Origin of the sequence: Mesorhizobium album (assembly GCF_033977205.1) — a bacterium.
In the GTDB taxonomy this organism is placed as follows: Bacteria; Pseudomonadota; Alphaproteobacteria; order Rhizobiales; family Rhizobiaceae; genus Mesorhizobium; species Mesorhizobium album.
The window spans coordinates 71,776-95,676 of sequence record NZ_JAVIIW010000011.1; the positions used below are offsets into that span (position 1 = coordinate 71,776).

21 protein-coding genes are annotated in these 23,901 nt (G+C 64.8%); 11 read left to right on the forward strand and 10 right to left on the reverse strand.

The window, feature by feature from the left end; all coding sequences use genetic code 11:
• Nucleotides 1–108: 108 nt before the first annotated feature.
• From RFN28_RS11770 to RFN28_RS11800, 7 genes are all read right to left on the reverse strand, one after another.
• The gene (locus RFN28_RS11770; protein ID WP_320287509.1) at nt 109–1,110 is read right to left on the reverse strand and encodes a LacI family DNA-binding transcriptional regulator; all 1,002 of its coding nucleotides are present in this window, start codon (nt 1,108–1,110) and stop codon (nt 109–111) included.
• A 9-nt stretch (nt 1,111–1,119) separates the two neighbouring features.
• Nucleotides 1,120–2,136, reverse strand: coding sequence for an ABC transporter permease (locus tag RFN28_RS11775; protein ID WP_320287510.1), 1,017 nt, complete (start codon nt 2,134–2,136; stop codon nt 1,120–1,122).
• Complete coding sequence (locus tag RFN28_RS11780) at nt 2,133–3,635, reverse strand: sugar ABC transporter ATP-binding protein (RefSeq protein ID WP_320287511.1); 1,503 nt, start codon at nt 3,633–3,635, stop codon at nt 2,133–2,135. The genes RFN28_RS11775 and RFN28_RS11780 overlap by 4 nt, the downstream gene beginning before the upstream one ends.
• A gap of 137 nt (nt 3,636–3,772) precedes the next feature.
• Nucleotides 3,773–4,744, reverse strand: a complete 972-nt coding sequence (locus RFN28_RS11785; protein ID WP_320287512.1) for a sugar ABC transporter substrate-binding protein — start codon at nt 4,742–4,744, stop codon at nt 3,773–3,775.
• A gap of 161 nt (nt 4,745–4,905) precedes the next feature.
• Nucleotides 4,906–5,925, reverse strand: coding sequence for an LLM class flavin-dependent oxidoreductase (locus tag RFN28_RS11790; protein WP_320287513.1), 1,020 nt, complete (start codon nt 5,923–5,925; stop codon nt 4,906–4,908).
• 163 nt (nt 5,926–6,088) lie between these two features.
• Nucleotides 6,089–7,582 (reverse strand): aldehyde dehydrogenase family protein, encoded by a 1,494-nt coding sequence (locus tag RFN28_RS11795; protein WP_320287514.1) that lies wholly within the window; start codon nt 7,580–7,582, stop codon nt 6,089–6,091.
• Nucleotides 7,583–7,914: 332 nt separating this feature from the next.
• Nucleotides 7,915–8,547 carry a methyltransferase family protein gene (locus tag RFN28_RS11800; protein WP_320287515.1) on the reverse strand — a complete coding sequence of 211 codons (633 nt, stop codon included), beginning with the start codon at nt 8,545–8,547 and terminating at the stop codon, nt 7,915–7,917.
• Between the two features lie 270 nt (nt 8,548–8,817).
• On the opposite strand from RFN28_RS11800, the gene RFN28_RS11805 reads away from it, so the two are divergent.
• Genes RFN28_RS11805 through RFN28_RS11815 form a run of 3 tightly spaced genes read left to right on the forward strand, consistent with a single transcriptional unit; the run spans nt 8,818 to nt 11,309 of the window.
• A complete protein-coding gene (locus RFN28_RS11805) occupies nt 8,818–9,495 on the forward strand; it encodes a winged helix-turn-helix domain-containing protein (RefSeq protein ID WP_320287593.1) in 678 nt (225 codons plus the stop codon).
• A gap of 51 nt (nt 9,496–9,546) precedes the next feature.
• Nucleotides 9,547–9,933, forward strand: coding sequence for a YkvA family protein (locus tag RFN28_RS11810; protein ID WP_320287516.1), 387 nt, complete (start codon nt 9,547–9,549; stop codon nt 9,931–9,933).
• Nucleotides 9,930–11,309, forward strand: a complete 1,380-nt coding sequence (locus RFN28_RS11815; protein WP_320287517.1) for a sensor histidine kinase — start codon at nt 9,930–9,932, stop codon at nt 11,307–11,309. Before RFN28_RS11810 ends, RFN28_RS11815 begins: the two co-directional genes overlap by 4 nt.
• 16 nt (nt 11,310–11,325) lie before the next feature.
• On the opposite strand, the gene RFN28_RS11820 is transcribed toward RFN28_RS11815, so the two are convergent.
• Complete coding sequence (locus tag RFN28_RS11820) at nt 11,326–12,192, reverse strand: helix-turn-helix domain-containing protein (protein ID WP_320287518.1); 867 nt, start codon at nt 12,190–12,192, stop codon at nt 11,326–11,328.
• A gap of 106 nt (nt 12,193–12,298) precedes the next feature.
• On the opposite strand from RFN28_RS11820, the gene RFN28_RS11825 reads away from it, so the two are divergent.
• From RFN28_RS11825 to RFN28_RS11845, 5 genes are all read left to right on the forward strand, one after another.
• Nucleotides 12,299–13,567: an ABC transporter substrate-binding protein gene (locus RFN28_RS11825; RefSeq protein ID WP_320287519.1), complete on the forward strand. Its 1,269-nt coding sequence runs from the start codon at nt 12,299–12,301 to the stop codon at nt 13,565–13,567.
• 258 nt (nt 13,568–13,825) lie between these two features.
• Nucleotides 13,826–14,686 (forward strand): carbohydrate ABC transporter permease, encoded by an 861-nt coding sequence (locus tag RFN28_RS11830; protein ID WP_320287520.1) that lies wholly within the window; start codon nt 13,826–13,828, stop codon nt 14,684–14,686.
• The gene (locus RFN28_RS11835) at nt 14,683–15,519 is read left to right on the forward strand and encodes a carbohydrate ABC transporter permease (RefSeq protein ID WP_320287521.1); all 837 of its coding nucleotides are present in this window, start codon (nt 14,683–14,685) and stop codon (nt 15,517–15,519) included. The genes RFN28_RS11830 and RFN28_RS11835 overlap by 4 nt, the downstream gene beginning before the upstream one ends.
• Nucleotides 15,520–15,531: 12 nt before the next feature.
• Nucleotides 15,532–16,617 carry an ABC transporter ATP-binding protein gene (locus tag RFN28_RS11840; protein ID WP_320287522.1) on the forward strand — a complete coding sequence of 362 codons (1,086 nt, stop codon included), beginning with the start codon at nt 15,532–15,534 and terminating at the stop codon, nt 16,615–16,617.
• 58 nt (nt 16,618–16,675) lie between these two features.
• A complete protein-coding gene (locus tag RFN28_RS11845; RefSeq protein WP_320287523.1) occupies nt 16,676–18,709 on the forward strand; it encodes an aldo/keto reductase in 2,034 nt (677 codons plus the stop codon).
• Between the two features lie 53 nt (nt 18,710–18,762).
• Here RFN28_RS11845 and holA read toward each other — a convergent pair whose 3' ends face one another.
• Both holA and RFN28_RS11855 read right to left on the reverse strand, forming a co-directional pair.
• Nucleotides 18,763–19,806: a DNA polymerase III subunit delta gene (holA, locus tag RFN28_RS11850; RefSeq protein ID WP_320287524.1), complete on the reverse strand. Its 1,044-nt coding sequence runs from the start codon at nt 19,804–19,806 to the stop codon at nt 18,763–18,765.
• Nucleotides 19,807–19,906: 100 nt separating this feature from the next.
• Nucleotides 19,907–20,167, reverse strand: coding sequence for a hypothetical protein (locus RFN28_RS11855; RefSeq protein ID WP_320287525.1), 261 nt, complete (start codon nt 20,165–20,167; stop codon nt 19,907–19,909).
• Between RFN28_RS11855 and RFN28_RS11860 the strand changes: the two genes are divergently transcribed.
• Genes RFN28_RS11860 through RFN28_RS11870 form a run of 3 tightly spaced genes read left to right on the forward strand, consistent with a single transcriptional unit; the run spans nt 20,138 to nt 23,722 of the window.
• Nucleotides 20,138–21,370: a 3-methyl-2-oxobutanoate dehydrogenase (2-methylpropanoyl-transferring) subunit alpha gene (locus RFN28_RS11860; RefSeq protein WP_320287526.1), complete on the forward strand. Its 1,233-nt coding sequence runs from the start codon at nt 20,138–20,140 to the stop codon at nt 21,368–21,370. The two genes, RFN28_RS11855 and RFN28_RS11860, sit on opposite strands and share 30 nt — an antisense overlap.
• Nucleotides 21,371–21,372: 2 nt before the next feature.
• Nucleotides 21,373–22,386, forward strand: a complete 1,014-nt coding sequence (locus RFN28_RS11865; protein WP_320287527.1) for an alpha-ketoacid dehydrogenase subunit beta — start codon at nt 21,373–21,375, stop codon at nt 22,384–22,386.
• A 10-nt stretch (nt 22,387–22,396) separates the two neighbouring features.
• Nucleotides 22,397–23,722 (forward strand): dihydrolipoamide acetyltransferase family protein, encoded by a 1,326-nt coding sequence (locus tag RFN28_RS11870; RefSeq protein WP_320287528.1) that lies wholly within the window; start codon nt 22,397–22,399, stop codon nt 23,720–23,722.
• Nucleotides 23,723–23,901: the final 179 nt, after the last annotated feature.

Consider the following 23,901-nt stretch of genomic DNA (forward strand, 5'->3'; position numbering starts at 1 on the left):
GTTGCAGGATGAGCGCCGAGGCCGCGGCCAGTCCCCTTCTCCCCGTGAACGGGGAGAAGATGCCGGCAGGCAGATGAGGGGGAGCGCCGACGTCGACAATTGCCAACACTACCCACGCAGACGCGCGCAGCTCTCGCGCTCGACAAGCACAGGCGTCAGAACCTCTCGGCGCGACGGCGCCGTGGGGTCGCCAAGTCGCTCGAGCAGCAGGCTCACCGCCCGCGTGCCGATCTTTTCGACCGGCTGCGCGATCGTCGTCAGCGGCGGCCATGTGGTGACCGCATAGGGGATGTCGTCGAAACCGACCAGCGACATGTCGTCGGGAACCCGCAATCCGCGCAAGCGCAGCGCGGTGATCGCGCCCATGGCCATCAAGTCGTTGCAGGCGAACACCGCCGTGATCTCCGGCGCCTGCGCCATCAGCCGCTCCATCGCCAGGCGGCCGCCGGCGAAATGATAGTCGGAATCGACCACCGATGAAGCCGGCAGGTCGAGCCCTGCTTCCGCGAGCGCCCGGGTAAAGCCGCGCACACGGGCTGGGCTGGAGCTCGAATCGCGCGGGCCGCCGATGACGCCGATCCGTTCGTGGCCGAGCCCGACCAGATGGCGGCCGGCGAGATAGCCGCCGTGGTCGTGGTCGACCAGCACGGAATCGACATTGACGGAATGGATCTCACGGTCGAGCAGCACCGCCGGCACGGCGGCGGAAAGACGCGCGAACACCCGCGCATGGTCGGACGAGCCGGCGAAGATCAGCCCATCGATCTGCTTTGCCAGCAAGACCGACAGATAGCGCTCTTCCTTCTCGGCGTTGCCGTCGGAGTTGCACAGGATCACCGTGTAGCCGGCGACGAAGCCGGCATCCTCGATCTGCCGCGCGACGCCGGCGAAGAACGGGTTGGAATTGTCGGGGAGCAGCAGGCCGATGGTCTTGGTCTCGCCTCGCCTCAGGCTCCGCGCCAGCGAATTCGGGCTGTAGCGCAGGGCCGCGATCGCCGCGCGCACGCGCTCGGCCGTCTCCGGCTCGACATGGCGCGTGTGGTTCATCACATGCGAGACGGTTGCGACGGATACCCCCGCATAGCGCGCGACATCGGCGATCGTCGTCATGGTTCCCTCTTAGCGGATCCTCCGCAGCAGCCTCTCCCGATACGCGTCTAGGATGACGGCGAGCACGATGACAAGGCCAATTACGATCGGTTTGAAATTGTCGCCCACGCCGAGCAGCTGCAGCCCGGTCGAGAGCACCTGCAGGATGCAGGCGCCGACCAGCGTGCCGATGATCGAGCCCTTGCCGCCGCTGAGGCTGGTGCCGCCGATGATGACGGCGGCGATCGCGTTGAGCTCGTAGCCGACCCCGGCGATCGGGCTGCCGATGTTGAGGCGCAAGAGATAGACCATGGCGGCGATGCCGGCGGTCAGGCCGCTGATGGTGAAAGCGGCGACCTTGTAGAAATCCGGATTGTGGCCGGAGAGCCGCACCGCCTCGTCATTGGTGCCGACCGCGAAGATCATGCGGCCGAAGACGGTGAAGCGCAGCACGAACCACCCGGCCGCGATCACCAGCACCGCGACCAGGAAGATCGATGGCAGGAAGCCGCCGATGATCAGATTGCCGAAATCGACGAAGCTTTGCGGCAGGCCGGTGATGGTCGAATTGTCGCTGACGACGCGGGCCGCACCCGCGGCCATGTTGAGCATGCCGAGCGTGACGATGAAGGAGGGGATCTTCCAGCGCGTCGAAATCCAGCCGTTGAGCAGGCCGCAGGCGGCACCCGTCGCCATGCAGGCGAGCAGCGCCAGCGTGATCGCGACAGCCGGCGACAGGCTCTCGTCGATCATGATGGTCGCCCCCACCACGGTGCAGAGCGCCAGCACCGAGCCGACCGAAAGGTCGATGCCACCGGTGAGGATGACGAAGGTCATGCCGGCCGCGAGTACGGTGTTGATGGCGATCTGCACGAAGATCTTCAGCGCATTGCCGGGCGTGGCGAAATAAGGCGCGCTAAGCGAGAAGAACAGCGTGATCAGCACCAGCGCGAGCAGCACGCCGGCGTCGCGGATCAGAAAGCGCAGGAACTTCGCCCGGCTGGGGGAAACAGGCGCCGACACGAGGGTTTCGGACGTCTCGGTCATGGTCGCACATACTCCTGATAGGCGAGCGACAGGATGCGCTCCTGGTCGAATTCGGCTCGCGGCACCTCGCCGACGATTTTGTTCTTGGAAAAGACGATGATGCGGTGGCACATGCCCATCAGCTCGGGCAGATCGGACGACACCATGATGATACCTTTTTGGGCCGCCGCCAGCATCCACAAGAGCTGGTAGATCTCGCGCCGCGCGCCGATGTCGACGCCGCGCGTCGGCTCATCGAGGATCAGCGTCGAGGTGCCGCGGAACAGCCATTTGGCCAACACCACCTTCTGCTGGTTGCCACCAGAGAGATTGCGCACCGCCTGCTCGATCGAGCTCGCCTTGACGCGCAGCTGGCCGACAAGATCGCTTGCTGCCGCAGTCTCAGCCCGGCGGTTGACCAGCCCGTGGCGCGAGACCTTGCCGAGATCGGTGATGGTGATGTTCTTGTCGACGGCCAGATCGAGGAGCAGGCCCTGGCCCTTGCGGTCTTCGGTGAGGAGGCTCAGCCCATGCCCCACGGCATCCTTGGGCGCGGTGATCGCCACCGGCCTGCCGTCGATCTCGACGACGCCGTCGAGCTTGGGATCGGCCCCGAACAGGGCCCGCATGGCCTCCGTCCGCCCGCTGCCGACAAGACCGGCGACGCCCAGGATCTCGCCATGCCTGACCGCGAAGGAGATTTCCGGCGTCGCAGCATCGCGCTTCAGATTGGTCACGCTGAGCGCGACCTTGCCCGGCACGACCGAGGCATCGAAGCCGAATTCGTCGGCGATGTCGCGGCCGATCATCATGCGCACGATATCCGGCACGGACAGGCCGTGAAGGTCGCGGGTCGCGACCAGCCGGCCGTTGCGTAAGATGGTCACCCGGTCGCCGATCTCGAACACCTCATGCAGCCGGTGCGAGATATAGATGATGGTGACGCCTTTGGCCTTGAGCCGCTTGATGATGGAAAAGAGACGCTCGATCTCCGGCGGCGTCAGCGTCGCCGTCGGCTCGTCCAGGACCAGAAGCTTGCTGTCGTAGCTCAGCGCCTTGGCGATTTCGACCAGCTGCATCTGGGCGACGCCGAGCGCCTCGACGCGCGTTCTCGGATCGACATCAAGCCCGACCTCCTTGAGCAGCGCCACGGCGCGCCGGTTGAGCGCCTTGCGGTCGACGACGCCGAAACGCCGCCGCGGCAGGCTTTCCAGCATCAAATTCTCGGCGATGCTGAGATAGGGCAAAAGGTTCAGTTCCTGATGCACGACGCGGATGCCGCTCTGCTGCGCATCATGCGGCGTCTTCGGCTGATAGGGCGCGCCGTTGAAAGCGACGGTACCCGCGTCCGGCTGGTAGATACCGGCTAAGAGCTTGATCAGCGTCGACTTTCCCGCGCCGTTCTCGCCCAGGATGATGTGGGTTTCGCCGCGCGCGATCGACAGCGAGACATCGCTCAGCGCGACGGCGCCGGGAAAGATCTTTCCGACCCCTTCAAGGGAAAGTATCGCATCGTCCATGCAACAATCCTGAATGGCGCTGTTCTACCGCAACGGCGGTGCGAACGCGCGATCATCGCCGCCGACAATTTGCCGGCGGCGATGATGAGACAAGCGAATGGATGGCGCCAGAGGGAGTGCCGGCGCCCTTGCTCGCCTCACGCCGTGATCAGCTTGACGTCGGTCTTCACCCAGCCGGAGAACTTCTCGCCGGCAAGCTCGCGCAGGCCGTAGTCGATGCCCATCGCCGCCATCTGCGCGCCGTACTGTTCGATGGTGGCCAGCATCTTGCCGCTCTTCAAGAGCGGGCCGACGGCCGGGATGTTGTCGAAGCCGACGACCTTGATCTGGCCCGACTTGCCGGCCGCGTCGATCGCCTTGACGACGCCGAGCGCCATCGAATCGTTGGCCGCCATTACGCCCTGTATGTCCGGGTGCTGGGTGAGGAAGTTGGTCATCAGCGTGTTGGCTTCCTCGGTCTCCCAATGCGCCGTCTTGGAGTCGAGCAGCTTCAGCTTGTACTCCTTCACCGAATCGTCGAAGCCGAGCTTGCGCTGCTTGGCATTGTCGGCCTCCGGATTGCCCTCGAGGATGACGACCTTGCCGCCCTTGCCCAGCGCCTTGCCGAGCGCATCGCCGGCAAGCTTGGCGCCGGCGCGGTTGTCCGGACCGAAGAAGGCGAGGTCGATGCCGGCCTTCTTCTTGGCTTTCTCGTCGAGCGCGACATCGATGTTGATGACCTTGATACCGGCCTTCAGCGCCTTGGCGATCGGCGTGACCATGGCCTTCGAATCGGCCGGCGCAACGACGATGATGTTGTAGTTCTGCGTGATGAAGTTCTCGATCGCGTCGACTTGGGCTGCGAAGTCGCGCTCGTCCTTCATGCCGACGGCGGCGAAGTCGAACTTGTCCTTGTTCTTGGCCGCATACGCCTCCGCGCCGGCCTGCATCTGCTTGAAGAACTCGTTGGCCAAGGACTTCATGACCAGGCCAACCTTCGGCTTGTCGGCGGCGAAGGCCGGACCGAGCGGCAGAGCCAGCGCGCCGGCCGCCAGCGCGCTGGTCTTCAGGAACTGGCGGCGCGAGAACGAGCCCAGGTCGAGCCCGCGGGTATTTGAAATCTTGCTCATGCTATCCTCCACTTTTGATGAGCCGTAATCGGTTACGTAACCGATTACGCAAAGTAGGGCGACATTTTATCAGGTGTCAATATCGATGGTAAGGCAGCTCGCTTTATGCTGTGGCAATGGCTGAGCGTGGTCGGCCCGAGGCACCAAAGTCGTGCGCTTGCTCACCGCCACCCCAGCGCCGGTGCGACGTGCTTCAGGATCGCTTCGATGACATGGGCGTTGTAGTCGACGCCGAGCTGGTTGGGCACGGTCAGCAGCAGCGTGTCGGCCTCGGCGATCGCCTGGTCCTCCTTCAGCTGCTCGATGAGCACGTCCGGCTCGGCGGCATAGGTGCGGCCGAACACGGCGCGCTTCTCCGGCTCGATATAGCCGAAATGGTCTTCGCCCTCGCTGCCGCCGAAATAGGCGTGGTCCATGTCGTTGACTAAGGCGAAGATGCTGCGGCTGACCGAGACGCGCGGCTGGCGGCCGTGGCCTGCCGCCTTCCAGGCGGCCCGGTAGGCGCGGATCTGCTCGGCCTGCTGGACATGCAGCGGCTCGCCGCTCTCGTCGAACTTCAGCGTCGAGCTCTGCAGGTTCATGCCGAGCTTGGCCGCCCATTCCGCGGTGGCGTTGGTGGCCGCCCCCCACCAGATGCGCTCGCGCAGGCCTTCCGAGAACGGCTCGAGCCTGAGCAGCCCGGGCGGATTGGGAAACATCGGCCGCGGGTTCGGTTGCGCGAAACCTTCGCCGCGCAGCACATCGAGGAAGATCTCGGCGTGGCGGCGCGCCATGTCGGCGTCGGTCTTGCCCTCTTCCGGCACGTAGCCGAAATAGCGCCAGCCATCGATCACCTGCTCGGGCGAGCCGCGGCTGATGCCGAGCTGCAGCCGGCCGCCGGCGATGAGGTCGGCCGCCCCCGCATCCTCAGCCATGTAGAGCGGGTTCTCGTAGCGCATGTCGATGACGGCCGTACCAAGCTCAATACGCTTGGTCCTGGCGCCGGCCGCGGCAAGCAGCGGAAAGGGTGAGCCGAGCTGGCGGGCAAAATGGTGGACGCGGAAATAGGCGCCGTCGGCGCCCAGTTCCTCGGCCGCGACCGCAAGGTCGATCGACTGCAGCAGCGCGTCCGCGCCCGACCGCGTCCCCGATTGCGGCGAGGGCGACCAGTGCCCGAACGAAAGAAAACCGATCTTTTTCATGCGCTCCATTCCGCTTCAGAGCAGCCCGCTGAGCCGCTCGAACTCTTGTGTTGCTCCAGCGCAATACCAGGAAAAGCGTGCAACGGCTCTCGCTTCGGAATTGCGCAAGGCAAATAGTTAAAGCCGCGCGGCGGTTCAACGGAACGCCACCGGATACAGACCGTCAATCGATCCGGATCCAGACGCCCTTGGTATTAAGAAATTCGTCGAGATGCTCGGCCCCGCCCTCGCGGCCGTAGCCGCTCATCTTGTAGCCGCCGAAGGGCACGGCCGGGTCGATGGCGTGATAGGTGTTGACCCAGACCGATCCGGCGCGCAGCCGGTTGGCGAGCTGATGCGCCTTGCCGACATCGCGCGTGAACACGCCGGCGCCGAGCCCGTAGGGCGTGTCGTTGCCGCGCCGCGCCGCCTCGTCCAGCGTGTCGAAGGGCAGCGCCGAGATGATCGGTCCAAAGATTTCCTCGCGCGCGATGCGCATGTCGTCGGTGACGCCGGAAAACACGCCCGGCGTCATGAAATTGCCGGCGGCCAGCGCGCCTTCGGTGATGCGAGTGCCGCCCGTCACCAGCCACGCGCCCTCGCGCGCGCCGTCCGCGATGAAGCCGCTGACGCGCTCGAGCTGCGTTTGCGAGATCAGCGGCCCGATCTCCGTTTCCGGATCGGCGCCGTCGCCGATCCTGAGCTTGGCCGCGAAAGTCGCCACCCGCTCGACGAATTCCTCATAGATCGGCCGCTCGACGAAGAGCCGCGAGCCGGCGATGCAGATCTGGCCGGAATTGGCGAAGACCGACATGGCCGCCACCGGCACGGCGCGCTCGATATCGGCGTCGGCCAGGACGATCACCGGCGATTTGCCGCCGAGCTCCAGCGACACGCGCTTCATGTTGGCGGCCGAGGCGCGCAGGATCGCCTGGCCGGTGGCGGTCGAGCCGGTGAAGACCACCTTGTCGACATCCATATGCGCCGCGAGCGGCGCGCCGGCTTCCGCGCCCGTGCCGGTCACGACATTGACGACACCGGGCGGCACACCCGCTTCCTGCATCAGGTCGGCGATGAGGAGCGGCGTCAGCGGCGCTTCTTCCGACGGCTTCAAGACGATGGTGCAGCCGGTGGCCAAGGCCGGGCCGATCTTCCAGATCGAGGCGGCGGTCGGCGCATTCCACGGAATGATCGCGCCGACCACGCCAACCGGCTCCTTGCGCGTGTAGGAGACGATCTCGCCCGGCAGCGAATTGCCGATGGTGTGGCCGTGGATCGACGTTGCCATGCCGGCATAAAAGCGCAGCATGCCGAGCACGCGGTTCTTGTTGGCCAAGGTGCGGGTGATCGGCATGCCCATATCGGTGGTGTCGGAAAGCGCCAGCTCCTCCCAATGCCGCTCCATCACATCGGCGATCTTCAAGAGCAGCAGCTGGCGTTCATAGGGCTTGAAGCGGCTCCACGGCCCTTCGAAGGCGCGCCGCGCGGCTGCCACCGCCAGGTCGATGTCCTTGGTGTCCGACAGCGGCACGGTACCGATCACCGCGCCGGTGGCGGGGTTGCGCGTCTCGAAAGTGCGCCCGCTCACCGAATCGCGCCATTCGCCGCCGATCAGCATCTGCCGGTGCCGGCCGTCGATGGGGGTGCGCAGGGAAAGGTCTCTCACCGGTTTCGTCATCTCAAACACATTCCCGACGAAGTGGCCCTGATGAACCGTGGCGTTATCGCACTGGCCTGTATAGGGGTGCAAGTTCGGGCCATGGCCGGATGGGCAGCGGGCGACCTGCATGTCCGGTCTGCCATAGTTTGGGTCTCGTCGCCGATTGAACAAGGCCGGGCTCGCCGCTAACAGATGACGGGCGGCGAAATGCCTGGAGGCCGGCGCATCCTCATGCACGAATTGAGCCGACAGCCGTGAAGCGGCTTACGCTCCTGCCACTCATCGGCGCCGTGCTGCTCCTCGCGGGGCGGCCTGGCGATCCTTCCGGAAAGGGCGCGCCGCGCGACTGATCAGTAGATTGTGAACAAGGTCGGCAGCATGCCGATCACGCGAAAATGCTCGACCGCCTCGATGACCGGAAACAGGGCCAGGAAATAGAGCCCGTCCCGGAACGTGCTTCTCAGCGCGCTGGTGGAAAAGACCCAGTGGTCCTGGTCGCGGTAAAGCAGCGGGTTCGGCCAGAATCGCGGCGTCCGCTCGGCATAGGCCGTGTAGGCGGCGCCGAACTTACCGAACAGGAACTCGGCCTCCCGATTGCCGGTGAACCGGAAGACGAGGAAGCTTGCCAGCCCCAGCATCGCGGCCGCCAGCACCGATCCGAACATCAGCCCGATGCCGGCCGCGCCGACGGTCGAGAAGAAATAGAGCGGATTGCGGGTCATCGAGAACGGACCCGAGACGACCAGCTCGTCGTTCTTCCTGCCGCCGACATAGAGGATGCTCCACAGCCGGCCGAGGAAGCAGGTGAGCACAAGGCCGAAGCCCGCCATCTCCATTAGCTCGTGCCCGTTCGAGCCCTCGCTGAGAAACGGCTTGGAGAACAATAGCAGGCCGATCGCGAGCACGGCCGCGACCTGGACGACGATCAGGCGCTTGTGCTGGTCGAACGCTTTTGGCGCCGACTTGAGCGATGTGTAGGCCATTCAGCCACTCCTGCACCGAGCAGAGACGTTACGGCTCCACTAGCCTTTCTCCCGCCCGATGGCGAGGGCAAGGGAGCATTTTCGGCCATTCTTACGAATTTGTAAGGCTGCGGACAGGCTGAGGTGAGGTCATCTCCCTACCGTGACGTTTACCACCACGCTGAAAATTCGAGGCGGCTTGGTTGAGCGCCGTCGAGGACCGGTCCAAAGCCAGGAAGCTGTGTCATGAACAAATTTGCCCTTGGCGGAAACCTGGGACAACATAACGCGATGCGCCTTTTGCTGGTTGAGGACGATCCGAGAACCGCCGACTATGTCGTCAGGGGACTGACGGAGGCCGGCCATGTCTGCGATCTCCTGCGCGATGGCCAGGACGCGCTCTTCGCCGCGACCCGCAATGCCTACGACGTCATCATTGCCGACCGCATGGTCCCCGGCCTCGACGGCCTGTCGATGATCAAGGCCGCACGCGCAGCAGGGGTGAAGACGCCGGCCATATTCCTGACCTCGATCGGCGGCGTCGACGACCGCGTCGAAGGACTGGAGGCCGGCGGCGACGACTATCTCGTCAAGCCCTTTGCCTTTTCCGAGCTGCTTGCCCGCGTCAACGCGCTCGGCCGCCGACCGGCGGCGCAGGAGCAGAAGACCAGCCTGCGCGTCGCCGATCTCGAAATGGACCTGATCATGCGGCGCGTAACCAGGCAGGGCCAGGCGATCGACCTGCAGCCGCGGGAGTTCAGCCTGCTCGAAGTGCTGATGCGCGGCGAGGGCCGCGTGATCACCCGCACCATGCTGCTGGAGCGCGTCTGGGACTTCCATTTCGATCCCAAGACCAGCGTCGTCGAGACCCATATCAGCCGGCTCAGGGCCAAGGTCGACAGGCCGTTCGACGTGCCGCTCATCCACACCGTGCGCAACACCGGCTACAGCCTGCATGCGCCGGGCTGACGTGTTTGATCGGACCTCGCGCTTCCGCCAGGCTGTCCGTATATAAACGACATGCCGATGCTGGACACTGCAAAGCGATGGGCGCGCGGCATCAAGCGCGACACGGTGGCGTTATGGCTTGCCGCCCGCGATCCTCGCGTGCCCTGGTATGCGAAGGCCACGGCCGGCGCCGTCGCGGCCTATGCCTTCAGCCCCATCGATCTCATTCCGGACTTCATCCCGGTCATCGGCTATCTGGATGACCTCTTGATCGTCCCGCTCGGCATCATGCTTGCGGTCAAGCTGGTGCCGGCCGGTCTCATGCAGGAGTTCCGGGAGGCGGCCACGCGCCACTCCAAGCCGGTCAGCAAGGCAGGGCTGGTCTTCATGATTGTTGTCTGGATGTTGTTGGCGCTGGCGCTGCTTTGGCTGTTCTGGCCGATGCCCCTGGAGCGATGAAACAGACGCGCCCCAGCCTGCTGCGCAGCACGCCGTTCCGGCTGGCGCTGACCTTTGCCTTCCTGTTCGTGCTCGCCTTCATCCTGTCAGGCGCGATCGTCTACCAGCTGATGAGCGGCGACCTGGCGAAACGGCTCGATGAATCGATCAAGGAAACCTATTCGGTCGTCGCCCTGACCTATTCGGAGAACGACGAGGAAGACCTGATTACCGCGGTCAACAACAATGCCGACCTCAGCCCGAACAAGGATCAGCTTTTCTCGCTGACCGATCCCGACGGCAACCGCCTGGCCGGAAACTTTACCGCGTCAGGCCTGCCCGACGGTTTCTCGATGTTCGCCGCCAGATTGCCGGGCGTGCCGCCAGACACGATGTATCGCGCCTATACGGGCGAGGTCGGCGGCAACAGTCTGACGGTCGCCTTCTCGCTCGCAGAGACCGACGAGCTGGAGACCATCGTGTTGATGAGCTTCGGCTGGGGCACGCTGTTCATCACCGGCCTCGCGATCGCCGGCGGGGCCGTCCTTGCCTTGCGCGTCCAGCGGCGCCTCGACGGCATTGCCGCCACCATGATCGACGTTTCGCACGGACGGCTCGACGCGCGCATTCCCCTGATCGGCAATGGCGACGACATAGACGCCGTCTCCGCCCAGGTGAACGCCGCGCTCGACCGCCTCTCGGCGCTGGTCGACGGCATGCGGGAGGTTAGCGCCAACATCGCGCATGACCTGAAGACACCGCTCAACCGCTTGCAGATGATCCTGGAGCAGGCCGCCGACAAGGTGGCCTCGGGCGAGGATGTTTCGACTGAGCTGACCGATGCCCGCGCCGAAAGCCTGCAGATCAACGAGACCTTCGACGCGCTGCTGCGCATCGCCCAGATCGAGGCCGGCGCGCGCAAGGCCCGCTTCGTCGATCTCGACATCGGCGGCGTGGTCGACACCATCGGCGAAGTCTATGCCGATGTCGCCGAGGATGATGGAAAGTCATTGTCGGCAAAGCTCGTTCCGGGTACGAAATGGTATATCCACGGTGATCGCGACCTGCTGATGCAGATGCTCGCCAATCTGGTCGAGAACGCGCTTAGGCATTGCCCGCCGGGCACGGCGATCGAACTGTCGGCGACCAGGCGGGACGACCGCATCCTCGTCCACGTCCGCGACAACGGCCCCGGTATTCCGCCCGAGGAGCGCGAAAAAGTCTTCCAGCGGCTTTACCGGCTGGATTCCAGCCGCACCACACCCGGCAGCGGCCTTGGGCTGAGCCTTGTCAAGGCGGTGGCCGACCTGCATGGCGCCACCATTACGCTGGAGGACAACAATCCGGGGCTCGCCGTGATCGTCCGCTTCCCGGCGGTGCGGTCGCCCGCGGCCTGACCGACAGACCCGGCGGCTACCTGACGCCCGCCTTGCGGAAATCGGAGGGCGACATGCCGGCAAGCTTGCGGAACGACTTGTTGAAGGCGCTGAGCGAGCCGAAGCCGGAGTCCATCGCGACCTTCAGCACATTGGCGCCCTCATGCATCAAAAGCGCCTGCGCGTAGCTCAGCCGCAGCAGATTGACATATTCGTTGAGCGTCATGCCCGTCGATTTCTTGAACAGGCTCATGGCGTATTTCGGATGGATGTCGGCGGCGGCCGCTATGTTCACGCAGTCGATGTCGTAGAGGAAATTCTCGGCGATGAAATCGCACATGCGCCCGACATTGCGCGACGACTGCTGGTCGAAGGGACTGCCGGCCCCGTGTCCGGACGCGGTTTCCGGCACCAGCTGGTACACTTCGAAGCGGACCCGCTCCAGCCGCAGCAGCAGTTCGTTGACGGCATGCTCGGCCTTTGCCGCGTCGCCCGAGCGCGCATAGTCGTTCCAGCGTTTGAAATTATCGTTGTCGGATTGGTCGGTGGCATTCGTGACCAGCGTCGCCCCGGTCATCAGCCGGTGCCTGACATCGGCCGGCAGGTGCAGCCTGAAGAAGTGCACCAGCGGCAGATGCGCGCCGGCATAGATCGCATCGTCCGTCAGATCGTCCATCTGGTGCGGCAGGCCGCCCCAGAACAGGCACATCTCGCCGGCCGAGAGCGCAATTTCATGCTCGGCCATGCGATAATGCACGCTGCCGCGCACGATGAAGTTCACTTCCACCTGGGCGTGCCAATGCGGCTTCAGCATCACCAGCGGGTGGTTGTGGAACATCTGCAAAGCCAGCGGCAAGCCTTCGACACTGCTCGCGCCTGGCTGGTAGAACGGACGCTCCGGCATCTTACTTTCCGCCAATTTCTTTTTCCCTTTGACGGGGACAAGCCTTCCGCGACGCATAATCTAGCCAGGCTCACGGTGAGAGAGCAAATGAAATGGGAGGATTTCAATGCGCACCACACTGACCTGCGCCGCGCTGGCGCTCGCCCTTGGCTCCGGCCCGGCTATGGCACAATCCGGCGAAATCACGATCTGGAGCTGGAACATCGCCGCTTCGTCGCTGAAGGCCACCGTCGAGGGCTTCAACAAGAAGTACCCCGACATCAAGGTCACGGTTCAGGACCTCGGCAACCAGCCGACCTATGACAAGTCGATCGCCGGCTGCGCCGCCGGCGGCGTCGGCCTGCCCGACATCGTCTCGATCGAGAACGGCGAGGCCGAGAACTACTGGAGCCAGTTCCCCGACTGCTTCGTCGACCTGCACACGCTGGGCTACACGGCGGAAGACCAGAAGAAATTCCCGGACTTCAAGCGCACCGAGCTCGAGGTCGGCGACAAGGCCTACGCGATGCCTTGGGATTCCGGCCCGGTCGCCGTCTTCTACCGCCGCGACTTCTATGAGAAGGCCGGCGTCGACCCCGCCTCGATCAAGACCTGGGATGATTTCATCGCCGCCGGCAAGAAGATCCAGGCCGCCAATCCGGGCGTCACCATGACCAACGCCGACTTCAACGGCGACACCGAATTCTTCCGCATGATCTCCAACGAGCAGGGTTGCGCCTATTTCGCCGAGGACGGCCAGTCGATCACGGTCAACCAGCCGAAATGCGTCGACGCCATGACCAAGGTCAAGGAGATGAAGGACGCCGGCATCGTCTCCTCGGCCGACTGGGGCACCAAGATCACCAACAACACCGCCGGCACCGTCGCCACCCAGGTCTATGGCGGCTGGTACGAGGGCACAGTCCGCACCGAATCACCGAAGGAAAGCGGCAAATGGGGCGTCTATCTGATGCCGAGCCTCACCGCCGACGGCCCGCGCGCCGCCAATCTCGGCGGCTCCTCGCTGGCCATCACCTCGGCCTCGAAGAACAAGGAAGCCGCCTACGCCTATCTGAAATACACGCTTGAGACGAACGAGGGCCAGATCACCATGCTGAAGGATTTCGGCCTGGTCCCCTCGCTGGTCTCGGCGCTCGACGATCCTTACGTCGCAAAGGGCCTCGACTACTGGGGCGGCCAGGCGGTGTGGAAGGACATCCTCGCCACCTTGCCGAAGGTCGTGCCGAGCCGCGGCACGCAGTTCCAGAGCGACGCCGAGATCATCGTCCGTGCCGTGCAGACCAAATATCTCGGCGGCGGCTACGCGGATGCCAAGGCCGCGCTCGACGACGCCGCCAGCCAGATCGCCTCGGCGACCGGCCTGCCGGTCAAGTGAGCGACAGTTTCCTTCTCCCCTTGTGGGAGAAGGTGGATTGGCGCGCAGCGCCAAGACGGATGAGGGGTGTTGGACGGAATGCCGTCGTTGCCAAGCTGGAACACCCCTCATCCGGCCGCTTCGCGGCCACCCTCCCACAAGGGGAGAAGGCAAGACAGGGCAGCGCCGCCTCGACAATTGGCGCTGCTCCAGCAATTCAAAGCATGATCAACACCGCGCCCGTCAAGAAGGCGCCACCGTGAAAGGAGGAGGAAGTCGATGCGCTACCGCAACACCACCGCGTATCGCTTCCTCACGCCCTATCTCCTGGTCTTCGCCGTCTTCTGGATCTGGCCGATCATCAGCTCGTTCCTCATCTCCTTCCAGGCGACCCGCACCGTGCCGTGGCGCTTCGCGCCGACCTTCAACTGGGGCCGCCTGATCGGCGACCCCGCCTTCTTCAACGCGCTGAAGAACACGCTGCTGATCCTCGTCATCCAGGTGCCGGTGATGATCTCGCTGGCCATCGTGATGGCGGTACTTTTGAATTCGCCGCTGCTCAAGGCGCGCGGCCTCTACCGCTTTGCCTTCTTCGCCCCGGTCGTGGTCGGCGAGGTGGCCTATTCGGCGGTGTTCCGGCTGATGTTCAGCCTCGATTTCGGCATCATCAACAAGCTGCTCAACAGCGTCGGTCTGCCCAAGATCGACTGGTTCTCCAACGTCACGCCGGCCATGGCGCTGATCATGATCGCGGTCACCTGGCGCTGGGCCGGTTACAACGCCATCATTATTCTTGCCGGCCTGCAGTCCATTCCGGACGATGTCTACGAGGCCGCAACGCTCGACCGCGTCAGCAAGGTGAAGCAGTTCTTCCACATCACCTTGCCGCTCCTGAAGCCGGTCATCGTCTTCTGCGCCGTGCTGTCGATCATCGGCACCATGCAACTCTTCACCGAGCCGTTCCTGATCACCGAGCGCGGCGGGCCGGGCGGCGGCACCGAGACGCTGGGTCTCCTGCTTTACCGCCAGGGCTTCCGCTCGCTCAATTTCGGCTATGCCTCGGCGATCGCCTACACGATGGCGGGGCTGGCCATCGCCATCACGCTGGTGCAGCTCTGGCTGATGAGGGAGCCGAAATGACCTCGCGCTCCCAAAGACGGCTCGGGCGGACGATCGCGCTGCATCTTGTCCTGACGCCGCTGGCGCTGGTCTGGCTGTTCCCGCTGTGGATGATGGTGGTGTTTTCCACCATGCCCGACAACGGCATCTTCAGCCCGGGCATCGAGCTTCTGCCGCACGGCAATTTCCTCGACAATTTCAACAATCTGCAGCGCGACACCAATTTCGTCGGCGCCATCGGCATCTCGGTATCGGTCGCGGTGACTTACACGTTTCTTTCGGTGCTGCTCACCTCGATGGCCGGCTGGGCGCTGGCCCGCTACGAGTTCCTCGGCAAGGGCCTGGTTGTGGCGATCATCTTCGGCACGATCACGCTACCCTATGCGGTGGTGCTGATCCCGCAATTCATCATGGTGGCGCGCGATTTTGCGCTTGCAAACACCTGGATCGCGCTGATCGTGCCGCCTCTGTTCAATTCGCTGGGCGTGCTTTTCATGCGCCAGGCTTTTTCGATGATGCCGGCCGAGCTGTTCGATGCGGCAAGGGTCGAAGGCGTGAAGGAATGGCGCATCTTCCTGTTCGTGGCGCTGCCGCTGGCGCGGCCGATGCTGGCGGCCTTGGCCATCATCCTCTTCCTCGCCTCGTGGAACAACTATCTCTGGCCGCTTTTGATCAACAGCCAGCCCGGCGCGATGACGGCGCCGGTGGCGCTCGGCACGCTGATCGGCCTCACCAAGGTGTCCTGGGGCGGCATCATGGCCGGCGCCGTGCTGCTGACCGTGCCGATGCTTATCGTCTTCGTGCTGTTGCAGCGCCATTTCATCGCCGGCATCGCCGCCGGCGCGGTCAAGTAGGATAGGAGCGAGATGGCCGCGGTCACACTCACCAATGTCGTCAAGCGCTTCGGCACCTTCGAGGTCGTCCATGGCGCCAACATCGACATCGCCGATGGCGAGTTCGTCGTCTTCGTCGGGCCGTCCGGCTGCGGCAAGTCAACGCTTCTGCGGATGATCGCCGGGCTGGAGGACATCAGTGGCGGCGAGATCGCCATCGGCGGCAAGCTGGTCAACGATGTCGAGCCGGCAGACCGCGGCATCGCCATGGTGTTCCAGTCCTACGCGCTCTATCCGCACATGACGGTGGAGCAGAATCTGAGCTTCGGGCTGAGGATGAACGGCAACCCGAAGGCCGATACCGACCGCCGGGTGAAGCGCGCCGCCGAGATCCTGTGCATCGAGGAGCTGATGCAGCGGCGGCCGAAGCAATTGTCCGGCGGCCAGCGCCAGCGCGTCGCCATCGGCCGCGCCATCGTGCGCGAGCCGCAAGTGTTCCTGTTCGACGAGCCGCTGAGCAATCTCGACGCGGAGCTCAGGGTCCAGATGCGGGTCGAGATTTCCCGCCTGCACAAGGAGCTCGGCGTCACCATGGTCTATGTGACGCATGACCAGACGGAAGCCATGACGCTTGCCGACCGCATCGTCGTGCTCAAGGCCGGCAATGTCGAGCAGATCGGTGCGCCGCTCGATCTTTATGACGACCCGGCCAACCGTTTCGTCGCCGGCTTCATCGGCTCGCCGAAGATGAATTTCATCGCAGCCAAGGTCGTCGAAATCTCCAACAGCGCGGCAATCGTCGAGCTCGTCAATCATGGCGGGGCCAAATTGCGCAAACCGCTTTGTAAAGCCTTGCCGGCCGTAGGCACCGAGGTCGTGCTGGGCGTTCGACCGGAGCATTTCTTCGAAGCCGGCGAGGGCGACTGCGACATTCCGGTCAAGGCCGACGTCGCCGAGCATCTGGGCTCGGTGAGCTACGTCTACGCCGATGCCGGGCCCGAGGAGCTGATCATCGAGCGCGAGGCGGCGAGGCAGCGCGCCAGCAGCGACCATTTCACGGTCTCGATCAAGGCGGAGCGCGCGCTGCTCTTCGACAAGACAGGCGCAAGGATCCGCTGACTTTTCTTTTCTGCCCGATCGCGAAGGCGTGGCGGCGACCGCATGGAGAATTTCCGACATGACATCCACATCGAAAAAAATCCGCTGGGGCATCCTCGGCCCCGGAAACATTGCAAAATCTTTTGCCGGCGGCCTGGCGCAGTCGCGCAACGGCGAGCTGGTCGCTCTCGGCGCCCGCAATCCCGGCAAGCCGGGCCTTGCCGAGATGTTTCCGGGCGCCCGCATCCTTGATGGTTATGACGCGCTGCTGGCCGACGATGGTGTTGACGCCGTCTACATCTCGACGCCGCATCCGGGCCACGCCGAATGGGCGATCAAGGCCGCGGAAGCCGGCAAACATGTGCTGTGCGAAAAGCCGCTGGCGCTGACCGCCTTCGAGGCCGACGCGATGATGCATGCGGCGCGCAAGGCCGGCACCTTTCTTGGCGAAGCCTTCATGTATCGGCTGCACCCACAGACGCTGAAGCTGGTCGAGCTGGTCAAATCGGGCGTCATCGGCGAGGTCCGCATGATCAAGTCGAGCTTCGGCTTCGCCATGCCGGGCTTCATGCCGCAGCACCGGCTCTATGCCAACGAGCTGGCCGGCGGCGGCATCCTCGATGTCGGTGGCTATCCGGTCTCGATGGCCAGGCTGATCGCCGGCGCCACGGCGGGAAAACTCTTCCTCGAGCCGGACAAGGTGGTGGGTGCGGCCCATCTCGGCCAGTCCGGCGTCGACGAATGGGCCTCGGCGCTGCTCACCTTCGCCAACGGGATCGTCGCCGAGGTCTCCTGCAGCATTTCGCTCAACCAGGACAATGTGCTGCGCATTTTCGGCACCAAGGGTCAGATCGAAGTGCCTGATTTCTGGTTCGCCGGCGGCAACCGCGATATCGGCCCGGGCCGGATCGACGTGATCCGGTCCGGGGCCGAGCGCGAGGTGATCAGCCTCAACGAGACGCGCCACCTCTATTCCTTCGAGGTCGATGCCGCCGGCGAAGCGATCCTCGCCGGCCGGCAGGAATTCGCCTGGCCGGGCATGGACTGGGCCGACAGCCTCGGCACACTGCGTGTGCTCGACAGATGGCGCGCCGCGGTCGGGCTGGAATATGAGATCGAGAAGCCGGCTAAGCGCGTCAACACCATCTCCGGCCGGCCGCTTCGCACCGGCGGCACCGCCATCGGCAAGCGCGCCATCCCGGGCCTGCCGCGCCAGGCCTCGCGGCTGGCGCTCGGCTTCGAGGATTTCCGGACATTTTCCTCCGGCTCGATCCTGCTCGACGCCTATTTCGAGGCCGGCGGCAATCTGTTCGATACCGGCTTCGTCTATGGCGCCGGCTACACCGAGACCCTGCTTGGGCAATGGCTGAAAAATCGCGGCGTGCGCGAGCAGTCGGTCATCATCGCCAAGGGCGCGCATTCACCGCTCTGCTACCCCGACGTGATCGGCAAGCAGCTCGCCCAGTCGCTCGATCGCCTGCAGACCGACCATGTCGACATCTATTTCATGCACCGCGACAATCCCGACGTGCCGGTCGGCGAGTTCGTCGATGCAATGGATCAAGAGGCGAAGGCCGGCCGCATCCGCGGCCTGTTCGGCGGCTCCAACTGGACGATGGAGCGCATGGATGAAGCGATCGCCTATGCCGAACGTACCGGCAAGCAGAAGCCCGGCGCGCTCTCCAACAATTTCTCGCTGGCCGAGATGCTGGAACCGATCTGGGCCGGCTGCATCACCTCTTCGACCGACGTCTGGAAAGCCTGGCTGACGGCACGCCAGATGCCGAACTTCGCCTGGTCGAGCCAGGGTCGCGGCTTCTTCACCGACCGCGCCGGCCGCGACCGGACCGACAATGAGGAGCTGGTGCGGGTCTGGTATTCGGAAAAGAACTTCGGCCGCCGTGACCGCGCCATCGAGCTGGCCCGCAAGCTCGGCAAGAGCCCAATCCATGTCGCGCTGGCTTACGTCCTGGCGCAGCCCTTCCCTTCGGTGCCGCTGATTGGCCCGCGCACGCTGGACGAGCTGGAGGACAGCCTCAAGGCGTTGGACATTGCGCTAACGCCGGAGGATCTGCAGTGGCTGGACAATGGGCCGGAGAGAAGAAGGGCCTAAACTTCGGGCGCGAAAAACAAAGCATTCCCTCAGATCCCCTCTGGCCTGCTCGCCTACCGCTGCCCTAGCCTCGCGCTTTCCACCGCGATGCCGAGCAGCGCCTGGCGGGCCAGCGCCTCCGACAAATCGGGCCGCTTGCGGGTCTGCAGCACTGCGGCCTGGAGGCGGTTCAGCGCCCGGCCGAGCGCTTCGCTGTTCCAGCGATCCAGCGTCTTTTCCACCAGCTTGCGGCGCGAGAAGAAGACCGGCGGGCGGGCGCTAGCCACGACCGAAGCGGCATTGCGGCCGCCGGATTCCATCTGGCCGCGCATCGCCTGGATCGCTTGCAGCTGGCGCATCGCCGAGGACAGCACAAGGAAAGGGTGGCCGCCCGACTGGCAGTGGCGTGTGAAGGCAACGTCGAAATCGCCGACCTTGCCGTCGAGCATGGCGTCGACCGCGTCGTCGAAGGAGGCGCCGGAGACATCGCCGGACAGCGCATTGACGTCGTCGAGGTCGATTTCCTTCTGGCCGTGAGCGTAGAGCACCAGCTTCTCGATCTCGCCGCGCGAGGCCAGCCGGTCGCCGCCGAGATTGCGGCGCAGCGCCTGCCGGGCGTCGAGCGTCATCGACATGCCGGCCTTGCGCAGTTCGTCGTCGATCACCGAATCGAGATCGCGGGCCTCATCGGCATAACAGGGCAAGGCGATGGCGTTGCCGGCGGCCTCGACGATAGCCCTCAAGCCGGTGCCCTTCTTCAGGTCGCCCGCTTCGATGAGGATGATCGCATCCCGCGCGGGCTCCGCTGTCAGCGCCTTGATATCGTCGGCCAGCGCCTTCTGGCCGCTGGCATTGCGCACCCAAAGCAGCCGCCGGTCTGAAAACATCGGCACGGTGCGCGCCTCGTCGAGCAGACGGCCCTCGTCGCGGTCGACTTCCGCGCCATCCAGCTTGACCACCGAGAACGGATCGTCGAGCGGCAGGCCGGTCTTCGCGGCGAAGGCCTTCGCCCGCTCGGCCACCAGCCCGCGATCGGGGCCGTAGAGCAGGACGATCCCCATGGCCGGATCCGGCCGCGCCAGCCACGAATCGACCTCGTATCCCTTCTTCTGTGCCATGCGGGGTGAGTTAGCATGGGCTGGGGCGAGGGAACCAGCGTCTTCTCCTTCTCCCCTTGTGGGTCCCACAAGGGGAGAAGGGAAGACTGCGCACGGCCTCTCAGCCCTTTAATTGCTCTATCTGGCGGGAAACCATGCGCAATCTTCCGCCAAATTGCGCGCAGCCTGAAAAGATCGACAAGAAATTTCGCCGCCATATCTGCATCTTGTCGGCAATGTGCCGCATCGGCTCCACGAGGCTGATGACCGGAGGACGGCCGCCATCTCGCCCGATGAAATGGCGGCGCGGATGTGCAAATATCGCACCGGCAACATTGGAGGACGAAGGGTCATGGCCGATGCTGGAATGTTGCGCTTTCATGTGCCCGAGCCCGAGGTTCGGCCCGGCGGCACGCCCGACTTCTCGAATGTGACCATTCCCAAGGCCGGCTCGGTGCCGCGGCCGGAGATCGATGTCGATCCGCGCACCATCCGCGACATGGCCTTCTCCATCATCCGGGTGCTCAACCGCGCCGGCGAAGCCGTCGGGCCATGGGCCGGGCTGCTCACCGACGAGGAATTGCTGGAAGGCCTGCGCCACATGATGACGCTCAGGACCTTCGACGCGCGCATGCAGATGGCGCAGCGCCAGGGCAAGACCTCCTTCTACATGCAGCATCTCGGCGAGGAGGCAGTGAGCTGCGCCTTCCGCAAGGCGCTGCAGCCGGGCGACATGAATTTCCCGACCTACCGGCAAGCCGGGCTGCTGATCGCCGACGGCTACCCGATGGTCATAATGATGAACCAGATCTATTCCAACGAGGCCGATCCGCTGAAGGGCCGGCAGCTGCCGATCATGTATTCGTCGAAGGAGCACGGCTTCTTCTCGATCTCCGGCAATCTGGCGACGCAGTACATCCAGGCGGTCGGCTGGGCGATGGCTTCGGCGATCTCGAAGGATTCGCGCATCGCCGCGGCCTGGATCGGCGACGGCTCGACGGCGGAATCCGATTTCCACGCGGCGCTGGTCTTCGCCTCCACCTACAAGGCGCCGGTCGTGCTCAATGTCGTCAACAACCAGTGGGCGATCTCCACTTTCCAGGGCATCGCGCGCGGCGGCTCCGGCACCTTTGCCGCGCGTGGCCTCGGCTTCGGCATCCCGTCGCTGCGCGTCGACGGCAACGACTATCTCGCCGTCCATGCGGTGGCCAAATGGGCGATCGATCGGGCGCGCCGCAATCTCGGGCCGACGCTGGTCGAATATGTCACCTACCGCGTCGGCGCGCATTCGAGCTCGGACGATCCGTCAGCCTACCGGCCGAAGGCGGAATCGGACGCCTGGCCGCTCGGCGACCCGGTCATCCGGCTGAAGAACCATATCATCCACAAGGGCGTCTGGTCGGAACAGCGTCACACGCAGGCGGAGGCTGAGATCCTCGAAACCGTGATCGCGGCGCAGAAGGAAGCCGAAAGCCACGGCACGCTGCATGCCGGCGGCAAGCCGTCGACGCGCGATATGTTCGAAGGCGTCTATGCCGAGATGCCGCCGCATCTCAGGCGCCAGCGCCAGCAGGCGGGGGTCTGACCATGCCCAGACGCACCATGATCGAGGCGATTCGCGACGCCATGGACGTGTCGATGGCGCGCGACGAGCGCGTCATCGTCTATGGCGAGGATGTCGGCTTCTTCGGCGGCGTGTTCCGCTGCACACAAGGCCTGCAGGCCAAATACGGCAAGAACCGCTGCTTCGACGCGCCGATCAGCGAATCCGGCATCGTCGGCTCGGCAATCGGCATGGCCGCCTACGGGCTCAGGCCCTGCGTGGAGGTGCAGTTTGCCGACTATGTCTATCCGGCCTATGACCAGATCGTGTCGGAGGCGGCGCGGCTGCGCTACCGCTCCAACAACGATTTCACCTGCCCGATCGTCGTCAGGATGCCGACCGGCGGCGGCATCTTCGGCGGCCAGACGCACAGCCAGAGCCCGGAAGCGCTGTTCACGCATGTGTCCGGCCTGAAGACGGTAGTGCCGTCCAATCCGCATGACGCCAAGGGGCTGCTGATCGCGGCGATTGAGGATCCCGATCCGGTGATCTTCCTGGAGCCGAAGCGGCTCTATAACGGCCCGTTCGACGGCCATCATGACAAGCCGGTGACGCCCTGGTCGAAGCACGCGCTCGGCGAGGTGGCGGACGGCCACTACACGATCCCGCTCGGCAAGGCGGCGATCCGAAGGCCCGGCTCGGCGGTCACCGTGCTCGCTTACGGCACCATGGTCTATGTCGCCGAGGCGGCTGCCGCAGAAACCGGCATCGATGCCGAAATCATCGACCTCAGGACGCTTCTGCCGCTCGACCTCGACACAATCGTCGCCTCGGTGAAGAAGACCGGGCGCTGCGTCGTGGTGCATGAGGCGACGCTGACCTCCGGTTTCGGCGCCGAGCTGGTCGCGCTGGTGCAGGAGAACTGCTTCTACCATCTGGAGGCCCCGGTGACGCGGGTCGCCGGCTGGGACACGCCCTATCCGCATGCGCAGGAATGGGACTATTTCCCCGGCCCGGCGCGGGTCGGGCGCGCGCTCGTCGAGACCATGGAAGCCTGAGGACCTGACGATGGGCGAATATGTGATCAAGCTTCCCGATGTCGGCGAAGGCGTCGCCGAGGCCGAGCTCGTCGAATGGCACGTCAAGATCGGCGACCTGGTGCGCGAGGACACGGTGCTGGCAGCGGTCATGACCGACAAGGCGACGGTCGAGATTCCGTCGCCGGTCGATGGCGAGATCCTCTGGCTCGGCGCCGAGATCGGCGACACAGTGGCAATCGGCTCGCCGATCGTGCGGTTGAAGGTTGCCGGCGAAGGGAATGTGAAAGCGGACAGCACCGCCAAGGCTCCGCCGAAAGCCGAGGCGCCGGCCGAGCCTGCCAAGGCAAAGCCCGAATCCGCGGCGAACGATTTGAAAGCGACGCCAAAGCCGGCGAAAGTCCCGGCGCAGTCTTCCGTCGCAGCCACGAATGGCACGCGCCCGGCGGTTGCCCGCGGCGCGCCGCGGCCCGAAGGCGAAAAGCCGCTGGCCTCGCCCGCCGTTCGGCTGCGCGCGAAAGAGGCCGGCATCGATCTCCGCCAGGTTGCAGGCAGCGGCTCGGCCGGGCGCATCAGCCATGAGGACATCGACGCCTTCCTGGCGCGCGGGCCGCAGCTTGGCCGCGCGACCGGCCTCGCACGCAAGGACGGCGTCGAGGAAATCAAGGTCGTCGGCCTGCGGCGCAAGATCGCCGAGAAGATGGCGCTCGCCAAATCGCGCATCCCGCATATCACCTATGTCGAAGAGATCGACGTCACGGCGCTGGAGGAGCTGCGCGCTACGCTCAACAAGGAGAAGCGCGGCGCCAAGGGGGCGGAAAGGCCGAAGCTGACGCTGCTGCCTTTCCTGATGCGGGCGATGGTCAAGGCGATCGCCGACCAGCCCAATCTCAACGCGCTGTTCGACGACGAGGCCGGCGTCATCCACCAGCACGAAGGCATCCATATCGGCATCGCCGCGCAGACGCCCACCGGGCTCGTGGTGCCGGTGGTCAAGCATGCCGAGGCGCGCGACATCTGGGACAGTGCCGCCGAGATCAATCGGTTGGCAGATGCGGCCAAGACCGGCACGGCAACGCGCGACGAGCTTTCCGGCTCGACCATCACAATCACCTCGCTCGGCGCGATGGGCGGCGTGGCGACCACCCCGGTCATCAACTATCCGGAAGTGGCGATCGTCGGCGTCAACAAGATCATGATCCGGCCGGTGTGGGACGGCACGCAGTTCATCCCGCGCAAGATGATGAACCTGTCGTCCAGCTTCGACCATCGCGTCATCGACGGCTGGGACGCCGCGGTGTTTGTGCAGCGGATCAAGGCGTTGCTTGAGACGCCTGCGCTGATCTTTGTGGATTGAGCGGGATGCGGTCGATCTCGAACGGGCATCAGCGCGCGGAGGCCGGATGCGGGCTCCCCCTTCTCCCCTTGTGGGAGAAGGTGTCGCCGAAGGCGACGGATGAGGGGTGCTCCAGGGAACACCAGCGTCTCACTCCGCTGGAACACCCCTCATCCGTCTCGGCGCTATCGCGCCGATCC

Excerpts from the sequence above, each read along its gene's own strand:
- RFN28_RS11770 (WP_320287509.1), bottom strand. The coding sequence starts at position 1,110 with ATGACGACGATCGCCGATGTCGCGCGCTATGCGGGGGTATCCGTCGCA.
- RFN28_RS11775 (WP_320287510.1), bottom strand. The coding sequence starts at position 2,136 with ATGACCGAGACGTCCGAAACCCTCGTGTCGGCGCCTGTTTCCCCCAGC.
- RFN28_RS11780 (WP_320287511.1), bottom strand. The coding sequence starts at position 3,635 with ATGGACGATGCGATACTTTCCCTTGAAGGGGTCGGAAAGATCTTTCCC.
- RFN28_RS11785 (WP_320287512.1), bottom strand. The coding sequence starts at position 4,744 with ATGAGCAAGATTTCAAATACCCGCGGGCTCGACCTGGGCTCGTTCTCG.
- RFN28_RS11790 (WP_320287513.1), bottom strand. The coding sequence starts at position 5,925 with ATGAAAAAGATCGGTTTTCTTTCGTTCGGGCACTGGTCGCCCTCGCCG.
- RFN28_RS11795 (WP_320287514.1), bottom strand. The coding sequence starts at position 7,582 with ATGACGAAACCGGTGAGAGACCTTTCCCTGCGCACCCCCATCGACGGC.
- RFN28_RS11800 (WP_320287515.1), bottom strand. The coding sequence starts at position 8,547 with ATGGCCTACACATCGCTCAAGTCGGCGCCAAAAGCGTTCGACCAGCAC.
- RFN28_RS11805 (WP_320287593.1), top strand. The coding sequence starts at position 8,818 with ATGCGCCTTTTGCTGGTTGAGGACGATCCGAGAACCGCCGACTATGTC.
- RFN28_RS11810 (WP_320287516.1), top strand. The coding sequence starts at position 9,547 with ATGCCGATGCTGGACACTGCAAAGCGATGGGCGCGCGGCATCAAGCGC.
- RFN28_RS11815 (WP_320287517.1), top strand. The coding sequence starts at position 9,930 with ATGAAACAGACGCGCCCCAGCCTGCTGCGCAGCACGCCGTTCCGGCTG.
- RFN28_RS11820 (WP_320287518.1), bottom strand. The coding sequence starts at position 12,192 with ATGCCGGAGCGTCCGTTCTACCAGCCAGGCGCGAGCAGTGTCGAAGGC.
- RFN28_RS11825 (WP_320287519.1), top strand. The coding sequence starts at position 12,299 with ATGCGCACCACACTGACCTGCGCCGCGCTGGCGCTCGCCCTTGGCTCC.
- RFN28_RS11830 (WP_320287520.1), top strand. The coding sequence starts at position 13,826 with ATGCGCTACCGCAACACCACCGCGTATCGCTTCCTCACGCCCTATCTC.
- RFN28_RS11835 (WP_320287521.1), top strand. The coding sequence starts at position 14,683 with ATGACCTCGCGCTCCCAAAGACGGCTCGGGCGGACGATCGCGCTGCAT.
- RFN28_RS11840 (WP_320287522.1), top strand. The coding sequence starts at position 15,532 with ATGGCCGCGGTCACACTCACCAATGTCGTCAAGCGCTTCGGCACCTTC.
- RFN28_RS11845 (WP_320287523.1), top strand. The coding sequence starts at position 16,676 with ATGACATCCACATCGAAAAAAATCCGCTGGGGCATCCTCGGCCCCGGA.
- holA (WP_320287524.1), bottom strand. The coding sequence starts at position 19,806 with ATGGCACAGAAGAAGGGATACGAGGTCGATTCGTGGCTGGCGCGGCCG.
- RFN28_RS11860 (WP_320287526.1), top strand. The coding sequence starts at position 20,138 with ATGGCCGATGCTGGAATGTTGCGCTTTCATGTGCCCGAGCCCGAGGTT.
- RFN28_RS11855 (WP_320287525.1), bottom strand. The coding sequence starts at position 20,167 with ATGAAAGCGCAACATTCCAGCATCGGCCATGACCCTTCGTCCTCCAAT.
- RFN28_RS11865 (WP_320287527.1), top strand. The coding sequence starts at position 21,373 with ATGCCCAGACGCACCATGATCGAGGCGATTCGCGACGCCATGGACGTG.
- RFN28_RS11870 (WP_320287528.1), top strand. The coding sequence starts at position 22,397 with ATGGGCGAATATGTGATCAAGCTTCCCGATGTCGGCGAAGGCGTCGCC.